The 16,524-nt window shown below is 58.2% G+C and carries 16 protein-coding genes; 7 read left to right on the top strand and 9 right to left on the bottom strand.

All coding sequences use genetic code 11. From position 1 onward, the window contains the following. Positions 1-15 precede the first annotated feature (15 nt). Both NOM06_RS12405 and NOM06_RS12400 read left to right on the top strand, forming a co-directional pair. Positions 16-315: a hypothetical protein gene (locus NOM06_RS12405; RefSeq protein WP_013723462.1), complete on the top strand. Its 300-nt coding sequence runs from the start codon at positions 16-18 to the stop codon at positions 313-315. Between the two features lie 136 nt (positions 316-451). Then, entirely contained in the window at positions 452-2,011 is a 1,560-nt protein-coding gene (locus NOM06_RS12400; RefSeq protein WP_255911792.1) for a PAS domain-containing methyl-accepting chemotaxis protein, read from the top strand. A 68-nt stretch (positions 2,012-2,079) separates the two neighbouring features. On the opposite strand, the gene dusA is transcribed toward NOM06_RS12400, so the two are convergent. After that, positions 2,080-3,066, bottom strand: a complete 987-nt coding sequence (gene dusA, locus NOM06_RS12395) for a tRNA dihydrouridine(20/20a) synthase DusA (protein ID WP_058059697.1) — start codon at positions 3,064-3,066, stop codon at positions 2,080-2,082. A 137-nt stretch (positions 3,067-3,203) separates the two neighbouring features. Between dusA and zur the strand changes: the two genes are divergently transcribed. Genes zur through NOM06_RS12380 form a run of 3 tightly spaced genes read left to right on the top strand, consistent with a single transcriptional unit; the run spans position 3,204 to position 4,348 of the window. Continuing rightward, complete coding sequence (gene zur / locus NOM06_RS12390) at positions 3,204-3,662, top strand: zinc uptake transcriptional repressor Zur (protein WP_005335805.1); 459 nt, start codon at positions 3,204-3,206, stop codon at positions 3,660-3,662. Then, positions 3,652-4,113 carry a chemotaxis protein CheX gene (locus tag NOM06_RS12385; RefSeq protein ID WP_005335807.1) on the top strand — a complete coding sequence of 154 codons (462 nt, stop codon included), beginning with the start codon at positions 3,652-3,654 and terminating at the stop codon, positions 4,111-4,113. Before zur ends, NOM06_RS12385 begins: the two co-directional genes overlap by 11 nt. Positions 4,114-4,117: 4 nt before the next feature. Further along, positions 4,118-4,348, top strand: a complete 231-nt coding sequence (locus tag NOM06_RS12380) for a hypothetical protein (RefSeq protein WP_118854576.1) — start codon at positions 4,118-4,120, stop codon at positions 4,346-4,348. Positions 4,349-4,421: 73 nt separating this feature from the next. Here the strand turns inward: NOM06_RS12380 and brnQ (NOM06_RS12375) are convergent, their stop codons facing one another. From brnQ (NOM06_RS12375) to NOM06_RS12365, 3 genes are all read right to left on the bottom strand, one after another. Further along, positions 4,422-5,699 carry a branched-chain amino acid transport system II carrier protein gene (gene brnQ, locus NOM06_RS12375; protein ID WP_255911832.1) on the bottom strand — a complete coding sequence of 426 codons (1,278 nt, stop codon included), beginning with the start codon at positions 5,697-5,699 and terminating at the stop codon, positions 4,422-4,424. Positions 5,700-6,150: 451 nt separating this feature from the next. Next, the gene (gene brnQ, locus NOM06_RS12370) at positions 6,151-7,455 is read right to left on the bottom strand and encodes a branched-chain amino acid transport system II carrier protein (protein WP_005335813.1); all 1,305 of its coding nucleotides are present in this window, start codon (positions 7,453-7,455) and stop codon (positions 6,151-6,153) included. Between the two features lie 190 nt (positions 7,456-7,645). After that, on the bottom strand, positions 7,646-8,356 hold the full coding sequence (locus NOM06_RS12365) for a tRNA1(Val) (adenine(37)-N6)-methyltransferase (RefSeq protein WP_255911791.1): 711 nt from the start codon (positions 8,354-8,356) through the stop codon (positions 7,646-7,648). Between the two features lie 119 nt (positions 8,357-8,475). Here NOM06_RS12365 and srmB point away from each other — a divergent pair, with 119 nt between their 5' ends. After that, positions 8,476-9,699 (top strand): ATP-dependent RNA helicase SrmB, encoded by a 1,224-nt coding sequence (srmB, locus tag NOM06_RS12360; protein WP_058059701.1) that lies wholly within the window; start codon positions 8,476-8,478, stop codon positions 9,697-9,699. A 72-nt stretch (positions 9,700-9,771) separates the two neighbouring features. Here srmB and NOM06_RS12355 read toward each other — a convergent pair whose 3' ends face one another. The 5 genes from NOM06_RS12355 to rnr all read right to left on the bottom strand — a co-directional run bounded on the left by NOM06_RS12355 (position 9,772) and on the right by rnr (position 15,287). After that, positions 9,772-10,227, bottom strand: coding sequence for a GNAT family N-acetyltransferase (locus tag NOM06_RS12355; protein ID WP_255911790.1), 456 nt, complete (start codon positions 10,225-10,227; stop codon positions 9,772-9,774). 89 nt (positions 10,228-10,316) lie between these two features. After that, entirely contained in the window at positions 10,317-11,486 is a 1,170-nt protein-coding gene (locus tag NOM06_RS12350; RefSeq protein WP_255911789.1) for a lysozyme inhibitor LprI family protein, read from the bottom strand. 95 nt (positions 11,487-11,581) lie between these two features. After that, positions 11,582-12,145 (bottom strand): Crp/Fnr family transcriptional regulator, encoded by a 564-nt coding sequence (locus NOM06_RS12345; RefSeq protein ID WP_255911788.1) that lies wholly within the window; start codon positions 12,143-12,145, stop codon positions 11,582-11,584. 2 nt (positions 12,146-12,147) lie between these two features. Continuing rightward, positions 12,148-12,897 carry a 23S rRNA (guanosine(2251)-2'-O)-methyltransferase RlmB gene (rlmB, locus tag NOM06_RS12340; RefSeq protein ID WP_064339385.1) on the bottom strand — a complete coding sequence of 250 codons (750 nt, stop codon included), beginning with the start codon at positions 12,895-12,897 and terminating at the stop codon, positions 12,148-12,150. After that, positions 12,894-15,287 (bottom strand): ribonuclease R, encoded by a 2,394-nt coding sequence (gene rnr / locus NOM06_RS12335; RefSeq protein WP_106844083.1) that lies wholly within the window; start codon positions 15,285-15,287, stop codon positions 12,894-12,896. The genes rlmB and rnr overlap by 4 nt, the downstream gene beginning before the upstream one ends. A gap of 134 nt (positions 15,288-15,421) precedes the next feature. Here rnr and NOM06_RS12330 point away from each other — a divergent pair, with 134 nt between their 5' ends. Continuing rightward, positions 15,422-16,444: a GGDEF domain-containing protein gene (locus NOM06_RS12330; RefSeq protein WP_019445736.1), complete on the top strand. Its 1,023-nt coding sequence runs from the start codon at positions 15,422-15,424 to the stop codon at positions 16,442-16,444. Positions 16,445-16,524 lie beyond the last annotated feature (80 nt).

Genomic DNA, 16,524 nt, shown 5'->3' with positions numbered 1-16,524 from the left:
AATACCCAGTCAGACATGCGTTATTTGATACTGCTCTCATTGTTGTGGACCCTGCCTGCTCAGGCCAACAGCGAATCCCAATGCCAGCAAGAGTTTGTCGGCTGGATGCTGCACCAGCAGCAACAGTTCAGCGATCGCAAGTCTGACAAGATGGAGCGGCGCCGGGCCGAGCGGGCCATCGAGTTGGCTCGTCAGGAGTACGACAAACAAGCCAGCTTCTGCAAAACCATGCAGCTTGTACATGAGTACAAAGATGATGATCCTCGCCTCGCCCCAAGAAAGGGTGAAGTTCACGATTTCACACCGGCCAGCTGACCCTCACTTCATCAATTCATTGTGTTGATTAATTGACCCAAGCCAAGTTCGGGTCACTGAAGAGCCTTAGAATGATTAACTGAGAACGACAATAAAAATATATTTATCAGTTACTTGGCTTTTTCAGGAACGACACATGACCAAACTCCATCAGGAGGGGGAGATACACTTCCCCGACAACATCGCACTCATCTCGACCACGGATCCCGCCAGTCATATTACCTATGCCAACCAGCATTTCTGTGATGTGGCCGGGTATGGTGCTGCCGAAATGGAAGGGGTACCCCACAATCTGGTGCGACACCCCGACATGCCCAAGGCGGCCTTCACCGACATGTGGCAGCGGCTGCGACAGGGCAAAAGCTGGATGGGACTGGTCAAGAACCGCGCCAAAAGCGGTCAGTTCTATTGGGTAAACGCTTACGTCACCCCGATCCTCAATGCGCAGAAGGAGATCGTCGAGTTCCAGTCGGTGCGCACCAAACCCGCCGCCAGCGATGTGGCCTGGGCCGAGCAGCTCTATGGCCTGCTGCGCAGCGGCAAGGCGCTCCCCTGGCTGAGCCGGTGTCACATTGAACCGGGTCGGCTGACCCTCTGGCTCTCCATTTCTGCCTTGCTCACCACCCTTGCTACCTTTGCCACCGGCAACCTGTTATGGCTGCTGCCCACCGCCTTGTTGCTGTTGGCACAGGCAATCCACGGCTGGCGATTGCAGCAACGGCTGGCTCATCTGCTTACCCTTGCCGCTCAAGACAAGGGAACCCGCCTCTGTCAGGTGCTCTACACCCGACGGCGCGACACCCTGGCTGCCGTCGAACTGGCCCTGCGGATGAAGCAGGCCGAGCTCAAGGCAGTGGTCGGGCGCAGTGCCGACACCAACCAGCAGATCCTGCAGGCAGCCGAAGATGACCGGGGCAATATCCAGACCATCGATACCCATCTGCAGCAGCAGCGCGCCCACAGCGAGCAGCTGGCGACCGCCATCACCGAGCTGAGCCACTCCATTCGCGATGTGGCCCACAGTGCCCATGAGGCGAGCAATCTGGTCATAGAGGTACAGCAGGTCTCCGACGAGGGGCTGCAAGCATTGGCGACCACCCGTTCTGCCGTCAACCAACTCCATCAGGAGCTGGATGCCAACCACGCCGTGCTGGCCCAGCTCACCAGCGACAGCCAGAAGATCAGCGGTATTCTGGAGGTGATCAGTCAAATCGCCGACCAGACCAACCTGCTCGCACTCAATGCGGCCATCGAGGCCGCCCGGGCGGGCGAACAGGGGCGCGGTTTTGCCGTGGTGGCGGATGAAGTGAGGGCGCTGGCCCAGAAGACCCGTGCCTCGACCAGCGAGATCCACGAGATGATCCAGGCGCTGCAACAGACTACACGACAGCTGTCGGAGGGGATGACACAAGGGGCGCAGACCTCGGTGCGCTGCCAGCAGCACGCGGGCACCACCGCCGATGTGCTTACCCAGATAAACCAAATGTTGGGGCAGGTAACCCGCACCAGCGACGAGATCGCCCAGGCGGTGAGTCAGCAGGCCGACGTCACGGCGACCCTCGATGAAGGGGTGCACCAGATCCACCAACTGGCCAGCCACACTGCCGACAACAGCAGGCAGGCGCTAGATGGCATCACCCTGCTGGTAGAGCGGCTGCAGGATCTCTCGCGGCTGATCAACCAGTTCAGATATTGAAGCGATAGCGATCAAAAAAGCGCGTCAACTGACGCGCTTTTTGTTGCTCTTGTCTTGGCACAACTGGCTTATTCGGCCGCCTCGCTGCTGGCAAACTCCGGCACCTTGGCCATGGCATCCAGCACCACCTGAATACCGGCGCCCGGTTTGCAGGCGTTCTCACTCAGGTGACGGCGCCAGGCGCGAGCCCCCTGCATGTTCTGGAACAGCCCCAGCATATGGCGGGTCATGTGGGAGAGGTAGTTGCCCTTGGCCAGCTCCTGCTCGATATAGGGCAGCATCATCCGCACCACTTCGTGGCGGCTCGGCACGGCGTTGTTCTGGCCGAACACCAGATTGTCCACCTGCGCCAGAATGTAGGGGTTCTGATAGGCTTCACGCCCCATCATGACGCCATCGACGTGTTGCAGGTGCTCCAGAGTCTGCTCCATGGAGGTGACGCCGCCGTTGAGAGCGATGGTGAGATCCGGGTAATCCTGCTTGACCCGATAGACGCGGGGATAATCGAGGGGCGGGATCTCGCGGTTCTCCTTGGGGCTCAGGCCGCTCAGCCAGGCCTTGCGGGCATGGACGATGAAGGTATCGCAACCAGCATCGCGCACCTGTTCGATAAAAGCCTGCAGAAATTCGTAGGAGTCCTGATCGTCGATGCCGATACGGGTCTTCACCGTCACCGGAATATCGACTACATCGCGCATCGCCTTGACGCAGTCCGCCACCAGCGCCGGTTCACCCATCAGGCAGGCACCAAAGCGGCCATTCTGCACCCGATCGGAGGGGCAGCCGACGTTGATGTTCACCTCGTCATAGCCGCGCTCCTCGGCCAGCTTGGCACATCGCGCCAGATCAGCCGGATTGCTGCCACCCAGCTGCAGGGAGATGGGGTGCTCCTGCTCGCTGTAACCCAGATAATCCCCCTTGCCGTGGATGATGGCACCGGTGGTCACCATTTCGGTATAGAGCAAGGTCTGGCGGCTCATCAGTCGATGAAAGTAACGGCAATGCCGATCAGTCCAGTCCAGCATGGGGGCGATGGAAAAACGCTGCGCCTGCATAAAAATCATCCGGGTTGGCTAAAGAAAGGGGCGGATTTTATCACAACGTGAAGCAGCCCCAGAAAATGAATTTTGTCGCCGCGCCATGCGAGGCCCTGTGATAGTATCCGGCTAATAGAAAGGGTATCTGCGCGATCATGAATCAAGACCAACTTTTACAACGAGCCGAGCGACTCTGTATACAGCGAGGGATCCGCTTCACCCCGACCCGACGTCAGGTATTTCGCCTGCTGGCGGCACACGGCAACGCCATCAGCGCCTATGATTTGTTGGCCCAGCTGCAACAAACCGAAGCCAATGCCAAGCCGCCAACCGTCTATCGGGCACTCGATTTTTTGCTCGAACAGGGCTTTGCTCACAAGGTGGAATCTCTCAACGCGTTTATCTTCTGCTGCCACTTCGATCACGCTCACCCGATGCAGTTGCTGATCTGCGACGAGTGCGGGGATGTGGTCGAGCTTCACGATACGGCGATCGATAGCGCGTTTTCCGAGCAGGCCCACTTGCATGGTTTTACTATTACCAATAAGACGATAGAGGCACATGGCCAATGTGCCCGTTGTACGCCCACTGTAGGAAGTCATCATGAAGGCTGATTTTGTAAATCCGTTCCTGCTATCCCTGCTCAATGTGCTCTCGACCATGGCACAGCTGGAACTCAAACCGGGCAAACCGAAACGCAAGATGGATGAGCTGGCGCGCGGCGACGTCTCCGGCCTGATCGGCATGGTCGGCCCGCAGACCCGTGGCTCCCTCTCCATCAGCTTCGAGAAGGGACTGGCGCTGGAGATCATGCGCCGCATGCTGGGGGAAGCTCCCGCCAACATCAACGAAGAGGTGACCGACATGGTCGGTGAAATCACCAACATGGTGACCGGCGGTGCCAAGCGGATGCTGGGCGAGAAGGGCTACGAGTTTGACATGGCTACCCCCATCATCGTCTCCGGCCCCAACCACACCATTACCCACCGTGCCGATGGCACCAAGATCATGATGCCGTTCGAATCGGATTTCGGTCGCGCCACTATCGAAATTTGCTTCGAGTAACCCTATGTGGAAAGCATTGAAATGGATTTTCATCTGCTGGGCCCTGCTGTTGATCCTGTCGGACATTCAGATCAGCACCTCCCTCTACAAGTACGAAGATAACCGGGTGCTCATCAACTTCCCGCGCTGGGAAGCCAAGCAGCCCTGGGGCTCCTTCGAGTGGCATGCCGGACGGGTAGAAACCCACTGGTATGGTCTGGAGGGCAAACCCAAGCCGAAAGGCCCGCAAATCTGATCCGGTAACGGATCCGGCAGAAACAGAAGAGGCCAGCAGCTGCTGGCCTCTTTGCTATCTCGTTGTTTCTGAATCAAGCCGCTTCGGCCGCCAGTTTACCGCTTGGTCGCACCAGGATGCCAACGATGCAGGCCAACAGAGTCGGCAGCAGCCAGGCAAGCCCCTTGTCGAACAGCGGCAGGAAGGCAAAGCCGTCCATCGCCATCCCGGCAGCCCCCAGCCCATCGAGGCAACCAAACAAAAAGGCGACCGTCAGCACGCCGCGAAACGCCAGCCGTGGCTGGGCAAACCATCCCTTGAGGAAGGTCACCAGCACCAGCGCGATGGCAACCGGATAGATGGCCACCAGCACCGGAATGGAGAGGCCGATCAATTCGCTCAACCCCACATTGGCCACCAGTGCACAGAGCGCCCCCAGCAGGATCACCCAGTTACGATAGGCCCAACCTGTCAGGCCATGGAAGTAGTCGGCACCGGCACAGAGCAGGCCGACCGCACTGGTAAAACAGGCCAGGGTGATAATGGCAGCCAGAATAAACTGACCCGGTTGGCCAAACAGGCTCAGGACGTAGGCATTGACGATGGCGCCTCCATTGCTGATATCGCTCGCCACCCCACCGGCGCTGTTGCCCAGCTGAAAGAGCGAGACATACACCGCCGACAACCCGACCGCCGAGATCAAGCCCGCGATGGTCAGATATTTGAACTGGCTGCGATAATCCTCGATCCCCTTCTGGCGCAGCAACCCGATGATCAGGGCACCAAACATCAGGGAGGCCAGGGTATCCATGGTGTTGTACCCCTCCAGCATTCCTTTGGTAAGAGCCGCATCTATGTACTCACCGCTGGCATCAGGCATGGTGCCCTGCGGCGTCATAAAGACCCCGACCGCAAGAATGAGCAGCATCGCCATCAGGGCTGGGGTCAGATACTTGCCGACCGCATCAAGCAGCTTGCCCCGATCAAGCGCCACCAGGATCACCAGCGCGAAGAAACTCAGGGTGTAGATCAGCAGCCCCTCATGACCGGCATCGCCGAGCCAGGGCTTGAGCCCCATCTCGTAGGCGACCAGACCGGTGCGGGGAATGGCAAAGGCTGGCCCCATGATGATATAGATGGCGATGGCCAGCGCCGTCGCCGCCCCGGCGGGCAGATAGCGGGTCATTCCGGTCCAGCCACTCGCGCCACCCCCCGAGCTCCCCTTGGCCACCGCAATCAGGGTGATCAGCGGCAAACCCACCGCCGTCAGCAAAAAGCCGCACATGGCGGCCAGCAGATGCTCACCGGCCATAAAACCGGCCAGCGGCGGAAAAATGATATTGCCAGCCCCCAGATAGAAGGCAAACGTCATAAACCCCAATCCGAATACGTCGGACAACTTCAATGATTTCGTCAAACTCAACCTCATCTGCCTTATCAGCTTGTTATTGATTGCACCCACTGCCTGGCAGATAACCGGTAACAATACCTCTCGTCCCCACACGGCCCGCGGACCGGATGAGGCGCACCACCTTTAGCATAAAGAAGAGGAGTTCGATCTCAATCACCAATTAATATCTTGAAACAATTTACCGCTGTGGAATTAATCACCGAATAACTCAGCGCTCCATAAACAGGTGTCGCATGTGGCGTATGGGAGGTGAGAAGGGGGGAACAGGTTATAGCGGCCAAATACGGCTGCTCAGATGCTATCTGAGCACGGGGACAACTACGGCAGTGCAAAGCGAGGCGAGAAGCTAGGCTCACAGAAAACAAAAGAGCCTGCACGGGGCAGGCTCTTGGCAATATCAGATCGGGTGTGATCAGGCAGCTTCGGCAGCCATCTCGGTTGGACGCACCATCACGCCAACTACGCAAGCCAGCAGGGTCGGCATCAGCCAGGCGAGGCCCTTGTCGAACAGCGGCAGGAAGGCAAACGCATCCATCTTCATCCCGGCAGCACCCAGACCATCCAGGCAACCGAACAGGAAGGCAACCATCAACACGCCACGGAACACCAGACGGGGACGGCCGAAATAACCCTTCAGGAAGGTGACCAGTACCAGCGCCACAGCAACGGGATAGATGGCAACCAGCACCGGAATGGAGAGGCTGATCAACTGGCTCAGGCCCACGTTGGCCACCACGGCACAGATAACGCCCAGCAACACCACCAGCTTCTTGTAAGCCATGCCGGTCAGATTGTGGAAGAAATCGGAACAGGCGGAGATCAGACCGACTGCAGTGGTAAAGCACGCCAGAGTGATGATGGCCGCCAGAATGAACTGACCCGGCTGACCAAACAGGCTCAGTACGTAGGCGTTGACGATGGCGCCACCATTGCTGACATCGGTCGCCACACCGGCGGCAGTGTTACCCAGCTGGAACAGGGAGACGTACACCACGCTCAGACCAACGGCAGAGATAAGGCCGGCAATGGCCAGATACTTGAACTGGCTCTTGTAATCGTTGATGCCTTTCTGGCGCAGCAGATCGACGATCAGGGCGCCAAACATCAGGGACGCCAGGGTGTCCATGGTGTTGTAGCCTTCCAGGATCCCTTTCACGAAGGGGCTGTTCTGATAGTCACCGGATGCATCAGGCATGGAGCCTTGCGGCGCAACAAATACCCCGATCGCCAGAGTCAGCAGCAGCAGCATCAGTACCGGAGTCAGGTATTTGCCGATGGCGTCCATCAGCTTGCCCTGGTTCATGGAAACCAGAATGGCCACACCAAAGAAGATCACGGTATAGGCAGCCAGACCCGCTTGCCCCATGTCACCGATGAACGGCTTGAGGCCCATCTCGTAGGCAACCAGACCAGTACGGGGCGCGGCAAAGGCCGGGCCGATGATGATATAGATGGCAACGGCCAGCGCAGTCGCGACACCGGCAGGCAGCAGCTTGGTCATGCCAGCCCAACCGTTACCGGCTTTCGCCACGGCCAGAATGGTCACCAGAGGCAGGCCCACGGCAGTGACCAGGAAGCCAAACATCGCCAGGGAGAGGTGCTCACCAGCCATGTAACCGGCCAACGGCGGGAAAATGATGTTACCGGCGCCCAGGTAGAAGGCGAAGGTCATAAACCCTAATCCGAGTACATCGGACAATGTGAGTGATTTCGTCAAGTTCAACCTCGTCTGTCTTGTAAATTATTGCTTGTTATAGTTTTTATCGGTCGCTGACCGGTGTGTTCAGGGGGTATAAAAAAAGAGCCCCGCATGTTTTTTCATCGCAACCAGTGGTTTTAGCTGGTCTGGAGCGGGCGCTCGATCTGGAACCAGCATAATGGCGTGAAAAAATAGTTCAAGACGAAATTTACATCTTCAAATAGAAGGGGTTGGTCAGTTGGATATATCTGTCGGAATAGGCCCCATCAGCAGAATGGATCACAATTTCACCCCTCTCACACCTGTTTAATCCTCTGCCAAGTAGCAATAAAACACGATTTGCCTCTTTACCCCCTCTGGTGATAACAGCTGTATAACAAATGCCATGCAGATCATAATTCGCCGAAATGCATAAAATTTCATCGGCCATCGCCGTCGGCAGCACCAGCGCCACCTGCCCGTTCGGGCTCAGCAAACGATCGCAGGCCGCCAGTAATGCGTGGCTGTCGAGGGCACCGGTATGGCGGGCCAACGCCCGCGCCGGATCGCTAAATGACTGGCCTGCCACGAAATAGGGAGGGTTGGAGACGACAAGATCGTAAGGGTCGGCCTGATAATCCTGAATGGCACTCTCTATGACGGTCACCCGATCGGCCCAGGGAGAAGCAGCAGCATTCTCCCGCGCCTGACTGGCCGCATTAATATCCAGCTCGACCGCATCAAGACGGCAGTCTGATCTGCTGCGTTGGGCCAGCATCAGGGCAATCAGGCCGCTGCCGGTGCCGATATCGAGCACTCGACGCGCCTGTTCGACCGGCGCCCAGGCACCGAGCAAAATGCCATCGGTGCCCACCTTCATGGCGCAGCAATCGTGATTGATATGGAACTGTTTGAAGGTAAATCCGCGACTACGTCCCATCTGGCCCCCGTCATCTGCAAAAATGGTGGGCGATTATAGCGGCTAAGACACACTCACCAATAGGAGCCGACGAGATAATCGCCTATAATCTGCCGTTTCCTTAATGACCGAGTATTGCCATGAGCCAGTCCTTTGATGATTTCGACCTGCACCCAGCCCTCAACCGGGCCTTGGCCGAGATGGGATTCACCCGCCCCACCACCATCCAGCAGATGGTGCTGGAGCCAGCCCTGGACGGCCGCGATATTCTGGCATCCGCTCCGACCGGTACCGGCAAGACCGCCTCTTTCCTGCTGCCGGCACTCCAGCACCTGCTGGATTTCCCGCGCCGCAAGCCGGGCCCCTGCCGCATGCTGATCCTGACCCCGACCCGCGAGTTGGCGCTGCAGGTGACCGCCCACGCCAAGGCGCTGGCGGCTCACACCAACCTCAGCATCGAGACCATCATCGGCGGCGTCAGCCATGAAGAGCAGCTGCCTGCCCTGACCAAGACCACCGACATCGTGGTCGCCACCCCGGGCCGTCTGCTCGAGTACATCGAGAAAGAGGAGTTCGAGAGCCACGACATCGAAGTGCTGGTGCTGGATGAAGCGGACCGCATGCTGGACATGGGCTTTATCAAGGATGTGAACCGCATCGTGGCAGAGGCGCGCTACCGCAAGCACACCATGCTCTTCTCCGCCACCCTGGAAGGGGCCGGCCTTGAGAAGTTCGCCAACGAAATCCTCAAGGATCCGGTGGAGCTGCATGCCGAACCGCCCCGCAGCGAACGTCGCCCCATTACCCAGTGGATCCATCTGGCCGATGACGCCACCCACAAACTGGCGCTGCTGACCCATATCCTGAAAGATCCGGAAACCCAGAAGGCCATTATCTTCGTCAAGACTCGCGAGCGTCTGGCGGAGCTCTCCGGCCAGCTGCAGGCTGCAGGTATCTCCTGCGCCTGGATCCGTGGCGAGATGGAGCAGAGCAAGCGTATCGAATCGATCCGCAAGTTCCACGAAGGGGAAGTACCCTTCCTGATCGCCACCGACGTCGCCGCCCGCGGCATCGACCTGCCGAACGTCAGCCATGTCATCAACTACGACATGCCCTACGGCGCCGACGTTTACGTCCACCGGATCGGCCGTACCGGCCGCGCCGGCAACCGTGGCTGTGCCATCAGCCTGGTGGAAGCCCACGACATGGCGATGGTCGCCAAAATCGAACGCTACACCGAGGAGCGCCTCAAGCGCCGGGTGATCGACGAGCTGCGCCCGAAACACAAGGAAGCGCGGGTACCGGTGAAGAAGAAAAAGCCGGTCGACAAGAAGAAGTCCGCCAAGAAGAAAAAGAAGAAGTGATCGCCTGGCGATAAAGAGAAGGGCCATCCCGCGGGATGGCCCTTCTGCATTCTGAATCACGCTGACGAGTGGTTATGCCACCACTCTGCGCATTCCCATATGGGGGATATCATCTTCGAGATAGCCTTCTCCTTCCGCCACAAAACCGTGTTGGCCATAGAAGCCCTGCAGATGGGCCTGTGCCCCCAGCCAGATGCTGTGAGTCGGCCAGCGCGCCTCGCACGCCTTGACCGCCTCGCCTATTAGCTGGTGACCAAGACCACCGCCACGCGCCTTGGGTGAGGTCACCACCCGGCCGATAGCGGCGCCGCTCTCATCGCCGATGCCGGGCGCCATGATCCGCGCGTAAGCAGCAAGCTGGTCGCCCTGATATCCGAGCAGGTGCAAGACCCCTTCGCGGCGATCGAGCCCGTCCAGATCCTGAAAGGGGCAGGTCTGCTCCACCACGAACACCTCGGCCCGCAGCGCCAGCAACTCATACAACTCGTCTGTGGTCAGTTCAGACCAGGGTTTCAGGATCCAGTTCATCGGCAACTCCTTATCAGTTCGGCCTGCCAGCATAATCGTGGCGCCAGCGCCCCGCATTAACCTTTGTTAAGTTCAGTGCCTGTAACGAGTTATTCAGCCCCAGAAAACTCTTCGATGAGATCAAGTCTCTGGTTCATCCAAATTGCAACAATATTGTTCGCAGCAATTGTGGCAGCCGATGCCTGCATTCCCTTCTCATCCTGCAACCACATCTTGGTGATCTGGCGAACAGTAGGAAGAGCCTTAATCACAGCGTCACGTTCTATGGCCGGCCAAGATTTCTCATCCCAGTTGCTGAGGCGCGGCTCGACTGGTTGGGTTGACATGAACTTCTGATCTATTGCCATAAAATCCTGCGGAGCAATATTGACGTGCAACTCATTGATCGTCCAACTGGCATAGTATCCATGCACGATCGTGCCAAAATTCGGGGACACTCGCCCCATCTGGACCTCCAGTGTCTGCCACAGCCGTTTCCATGCGGGTTGATTGAACAAATTCTTCGGCACTGTGCAATAGGGCACTTGACTGTCACGACTGGAACCCCAGAACCCGCCAAATGCCTCATACGCAGGCCAACCGACCCGCTTAAAAATAAAACAGTGCATCTGTGATTCATTTCTGGAGGCATCTTCGAGGGCTAAACGTAGCAGAATGAGCGCAGCCTTAGCCTTTGTGGCAGCCGCATCGTAACCATTGTCTGATGCCATAAGAGCGACAGATTTGTCGCTGAAATTAGCCAACGCTTGTTCATAGCGGGCTTGAGCCAGTTCATCACTCACCTTGCTAGTTGGCTCAAACTGATTGAGATAGACCAACCAGGCTGATGCTTCTGCTGTGCTGTAGTCCTTTAATTTGGTCGCGGCGACAGCAGGGTTGCCAGGAATTGAACTCACAACCTTGGCAAACTCTTGCTCTTGAAGTGACAGACGCTCATCAAGCGCTTTGAGCCGTTCAGTCATACTATTTTTCAGACAATGCACCAGCATTGATGACTGTTCACTACAGCTATTACGCTGTTTCAACCACTGTCGCTGTTCAGTGCGCAGCACACTCCGTTTAGCTAACGGGGCTCTTTTGATCAGATCCCGATATGATTCAGCAAGTTGTTCATCCAGAACACCAAGTCCCTGGTTATGACAAATTTCTCGCTCTATTACTGTGCCAGCAACTGAGCAGTCAAATGAAGCAGAGTAAGCCGCCGAAACACTGCCAAAAAGCATTAAAACTAACTGACCCACAGTTAATGACCATCTCATGGATAAATTCCACATTCTGTTGAAAATACTACACATGGTAATTTTGAACTCAAATGAGAACAACGCTAACGTAAGACTATGAACCTCAGCCTTTATTAAACAAAACGCAACCTTTTGCGAATGCGACTAAGGCTAATGGCAGTGATACCGAGATAGGCGGCGATCTGGTGGTCGGGCACTCTGGCATCGAGTGCAGGAAAGCTATCCAGAAAGTGCTGATAGCGCGCCTGCGGGCTGCCGGTCAGCAGCAACTGCTCCTTCTCCTCCTTGATGCGCAGCTGCACCTCCAACAGGTGCTGGTACCAGCGCGGCCAGCCGGGCAGCTGGCGCAAGTCGACCAGGCTGAACAGCTGCAGACGGCAGGGCTCCAGCGCCTCCACACTGTAGCGGGCTGGCTCGCCACTAAGCAGGTGGTGGAAGTCGAGAAACTCGTCCCCCTCCCAGTAGAACTCCTTGATGTACTCGCGGCCATCCTCCAGCACCAGCTTGGCCCGCAGCAGCCCCTGCTCAACCCTGACCAGCAGATCAGGGCTGTCGCCGGCGAGCCAGAGGCAGCTTTTCGGGCTGAGGGTCAGCGGGCGGGCAAAAGAGAGGAGGCGCGCGGCCTCCTCTTTATCTGCGACCTGCGCCCAATCGAAGGGGGGTCTGTCAGTCAACATGATTAACCGCGACGCTGACGCACGGCTTCAAACAGGCAAACGCCGGTTGCCACCGAGACGTTGAGGCTGGATACCGCCCCCGCCATCGGGATACTCACCAACTCGTCGCAGTGCTCGCGGGTCAGACGGCGCATGCCTTTACCTTCAGCTCCCATCACCAGCGCCATCGGGCCGGTCAGCTTGGCCTGATAGAGGTCGTGATCGGCCTCGCCAGCGGTACCGACGATCCAGACGCCACGCTCCTGCAATTCGCGCAGGGTCCGGGCCAGGTTGGTGACCTGAATGAGCGGCACCACTTCGGCGGCGCCACAGGCAACCTTGCGCACGATCGGGGTGAGACCAGTGGCCTTGTCCCGCGGCACGATCACCGCATGAGCCCCGGCAGCATCGGCGCTACGCAGGCAGGCGCCGAGGTTGTGCGGATCGGTCACGCCATCCAGCACCAGCAGGAAGGGCTGGCTCTGTTGTGCCGCCAGCTCGTCCAGCAGGCTGGCCAGATCGTGCTCGGCCAGCTTCGGCGCCTCTTTCACCCGGGCCATGATGCCCTGGTGATTGTTGCCTTCCGCTTTGTCATCAAGGGTCTTGCGGTTCACGCTCTGCACCTTAAGGCCGAGGGATTCCAGCTCGTTCAGCAGGGGTTGCAGCCGGTCGTCATCCCGCCCCTTGAGGGCCCACACTTCGATAAAGCGCTCGGGAGTGCGCTCCAGCAGCGCGGTGACAGCGTGAATGCCGTAGATCAGTTCAGTACTCATTTAGTGCTCTTGGCCTTATCGCGAGCCTTTTTGCTCGGTCGTCTGTTGCTCGGTTTGGCGCGGCCACCCTTGTCGGATTTGCCGTGATCCTTGCCCTCTTTACGTTTTTCGTGGCGCTGGGCGCTCTTGGCCTTCTCTTTCTTGATCTCGGCCTGCTTGCGCGCCATCTCTTTGGCGTTCTTGCCGGTAGCCTTGAGCGGCTCTTCGACCATCACGAAGTCGATCTTGCGATCATCCAGGTTCACGCCCATCACCTTGACCCGCACCTTGTCACCCAGACGGTAGCGACGGCGGAAGTTCTCGCCAATCAGCTGCATGTGCAGGGGATCAAACTGGTAGTAGTCGTTGGTGAGGGTGCTGACGTGCACCAGACCATCGATGTGGATCTCGGCCAGACGCACGAAGAAGCCAAAGCCGGTGACGCTGGCGATAACGCCGTCAAACTCGTCACCCACGTGATCCAGCATGTACTCGCACTTGAGCCAGTCGGCCACGTCGCGGGTCGCATCGTCGGCACGGCGCTCGGTCATGGAGCAGTGCTCGCCCATCGGGTCCACTTCTTCCAGCTGGTAGTGATAACCACCGCTCGGGGTCCACTTGTGGCGCAGGTTGCCCTGCTGCTCCTTGGCGGTCTGATACTTGATCGCCCGGTGCAGGATGAGATCTGGGTAGCGACGGATTGGCGAGGTGAAGTGCGCATAGGACTTCAACGCCAGACCGAAGTGACCGATGTTGTCGGCCTGATAGATGGCCTGACGCATGGAGCGCAGCAGCATGGTGGAGAGCAGCTCCGCATCCGGGCGCCCTTCAAACTTGGCTGCCAGCTCGGCAAAGTCTTTCGGCTCGGGCTCGAGACCGCCTTTGAGCTCCAGACCCAGTTCGGCCAGGAAATCGCGGAAACCGGTCAGACGCTCTTCGCCCGGACGGTCGTGGACCCGGAACAGGGCGGCGGCTTCGTTCTTCTCGATATAACGAGCAGCAGCCACGTTCGCCTGGATCATGCACTCTTCGATGATCTTGTGGGCGTCGTTACGCACCAGCGGCACGATGCGGTCGATCTTGCGCTGGGCGTTGAAGATGAAGCGGGTCTCCTCGCTCTCGAACTCCACCGCACCGCGCTGATGACGGGCATGCTTGAGCGCCTTATAGAGGTTGTTGAGCTCTTCGATGTGGCCCACCAGCGGATCATACTGCTGGCGCAGCTTGGGATCGCCATCGAGGATCGCGGCAACCTTGGTGTAGGTCAGACGGGCGTGAGAGTTCATTACCGCTTCGTAGAACTTGTAGCCGGACATGCGGCCAGCGGCGGAGATGGTCATCTCGCACACCATGCAGAGGCGGTCAACTTGCGGGTTCAGGGAACACAAGCCGTTGGAGAGCACCTCAGGCAGCATGGGCACCACGAACTCGGGGAAGTAGACGGAGTTGCCACGCTGATACGCTTCGGCATCCAGCGCCGTGCCGGGCTTCACGTAAGCGGAAACGTCCGCAATGGCAACCCACAGACGCCAGCCGCCACCACGCTTGGCTTCACAGAAGACGGCGTCATCGAAGTCACGGGCATCTTCCCCGTCGATGGTCACCAGCGGCAGGGCGCGCAGGTCGATGCGGCCCTCTTTGGCTTTCTCAGGCACCTGCTCACCGAGACCGGCAACCTCTTTGGTCACCTCTTCCGGCCAGGTGTGCGGGATACCGTGGGTACGCAGGGCAATTTCGATCTCCATGCCCGGTGCCATGTTCTCGCCCAGCACTTCCAGTACGGTGCCGACGGCATTGATGCGGGAGGTGGCGCGCTGATTGATGCGCACAACCACGACCTGGCTCTGGCGAGCCCCTTTGTTCTCCCCTTCCGGGATGATGATGTCCTGGCCGATACGGCTGTCATCCGGCACCACGAAACCAACGCCATTCTCGACGAAGTAACGGCCGACAATGTCTGCCTCACGGGACTTGAGCAGGCGCACCAGACGCGCTTCCTGACGACCCTTGCGGTCGATCTCGGTCGGCTGCACCAGCACGTAATCGCCATGCATCAGGCGTTGCATCTCTCGGTTGTTCAGATACAGATCCGGACCACCACCTTCCGGACGCAGAAAACCGAAGCCATCCTTGTGGCCGATTACATAACCTTTGACCAGATTCAGGCGATCCGGCAGGGCATAACATTGGTTGCGAGTGAATACCAGTTGTCCATCGCGCTCCATGGCGCGCAGACGACGACGCAAGGCTTCCAACGGCTCTTCATCTTTCAGCTTGAGGACCTTGGCCAACTCTTCACGGGACATGGGCTTTTCATGGCCCTTGATGAGTTCCAGGATCAACTCGCGACTGGCGATGGGGTTATCGTATTTTTCGGCCTCGCGTTCGAGGAAAGGATCTTTTTGAGACATAAGCAGGCCTTAGGGTAGGTGGTAACGGTGCCATTATATCGGAGGGGGGGGCGAATGGCATCCATCGGCTGCCTTTTGGCCAATCTCTCTGTCATACTATCTTCAGTTCGCTGGCATGATGAGACACAGAACTCATGAGTAAGGACACATTTGCCCAATCCGCCGCCTATCTCAAACAGGCGGTTCCCTTGATGATCAAGTACCAGATCCCCACGACGCCGGACAATTACCACCTGTGGTACAACTATGTCTCGGCCAGCATGCCCGAGCTTAACCAGGCGATTGATCAGGCAGTCAAAATGCAGGGAACCTGCTCGCTCACCACCTGCGAGCGGCTCTATCACCAGTATCTGGCCGCTCAGGACGAGAAGCAGATGGAGGCGATGAAACTGAGCCTCGCCGCCATGGCCAACGAGCTCGGCCACTCCATGCAGGACGCCATCTCCGATACCGGCATGTTTCAGGAGATGCTCGACAAGAGTTTTGACAAGCTCAGCCGCATTGATGACGAGGGCTTCAGCCTGGAAGACACCATGGGGATCCTGCGGGAGCTGGTGCGCGAATCGCGGGATGTGCGCATGTCCACCATGCACTTTCGCAACCAGCTCAGCAATGCGGAAAAAGAGATCAAGGAACTGCGGGCGGCGCTCAACGAGACACGCAAACTGGCCAACGAGGATGCCCTCACCAACCTGCTCAACCGCCGCGCCTTCGATCTGGAGCTGGAAGGATTGATCCGCAGCCAGCACCCCTTCTCGCTGATCCTCGCCGATATCGATCGCTTCAAGAACTTCAACGACGAATATGGGCATCTGCTCGGCGATCAGGTGCTGCGCGCCTTCAGCAAACGGCTGCGCGATGCCTGCAAGGAGGGGGTCACCGCCTATCGGCTGGGTGGGGAGGAGTTCGCCATGCTGGTCCCCCATCGCTCTCTGGCGCTGGCCAGACAGATGGCGGAAAGCATGCGCCGGGCCATCGAGCGGATGTCGATTCTGGATCGCAAATCGGGCCGCCGCATCGACCACATCACAGCCTCGTTTGGCGTGGGCGAGTTCAACGGTCAGGAGAGCGCAGACTGTCTGGTCGAACGTACCGACAAGCTGCTCTACAAGGCCAAGGAGCTGGGACGCAACCGGGTGATGCCGCTCCCTTCCTGATTTAGAGCCGCTAACAAAACCTCTCAGCGAAGCGCGAGCAGATCACGGCGCAAGCCAGCGTCAGTAACGCAAGGTGGATA

This window comes from Aeromonas sp. JL9 (assembly GCF_024436075.1).
Lineage (GTDB): Bacteria > Pseudomonadota > Gammaproteobacteria > Enterobacterales > Aeromonadaceae > Aeromonas > Aeromonas veronii.
This window is presented reverse-complemented; position numbering and strand designations above follow the sequence as displayed.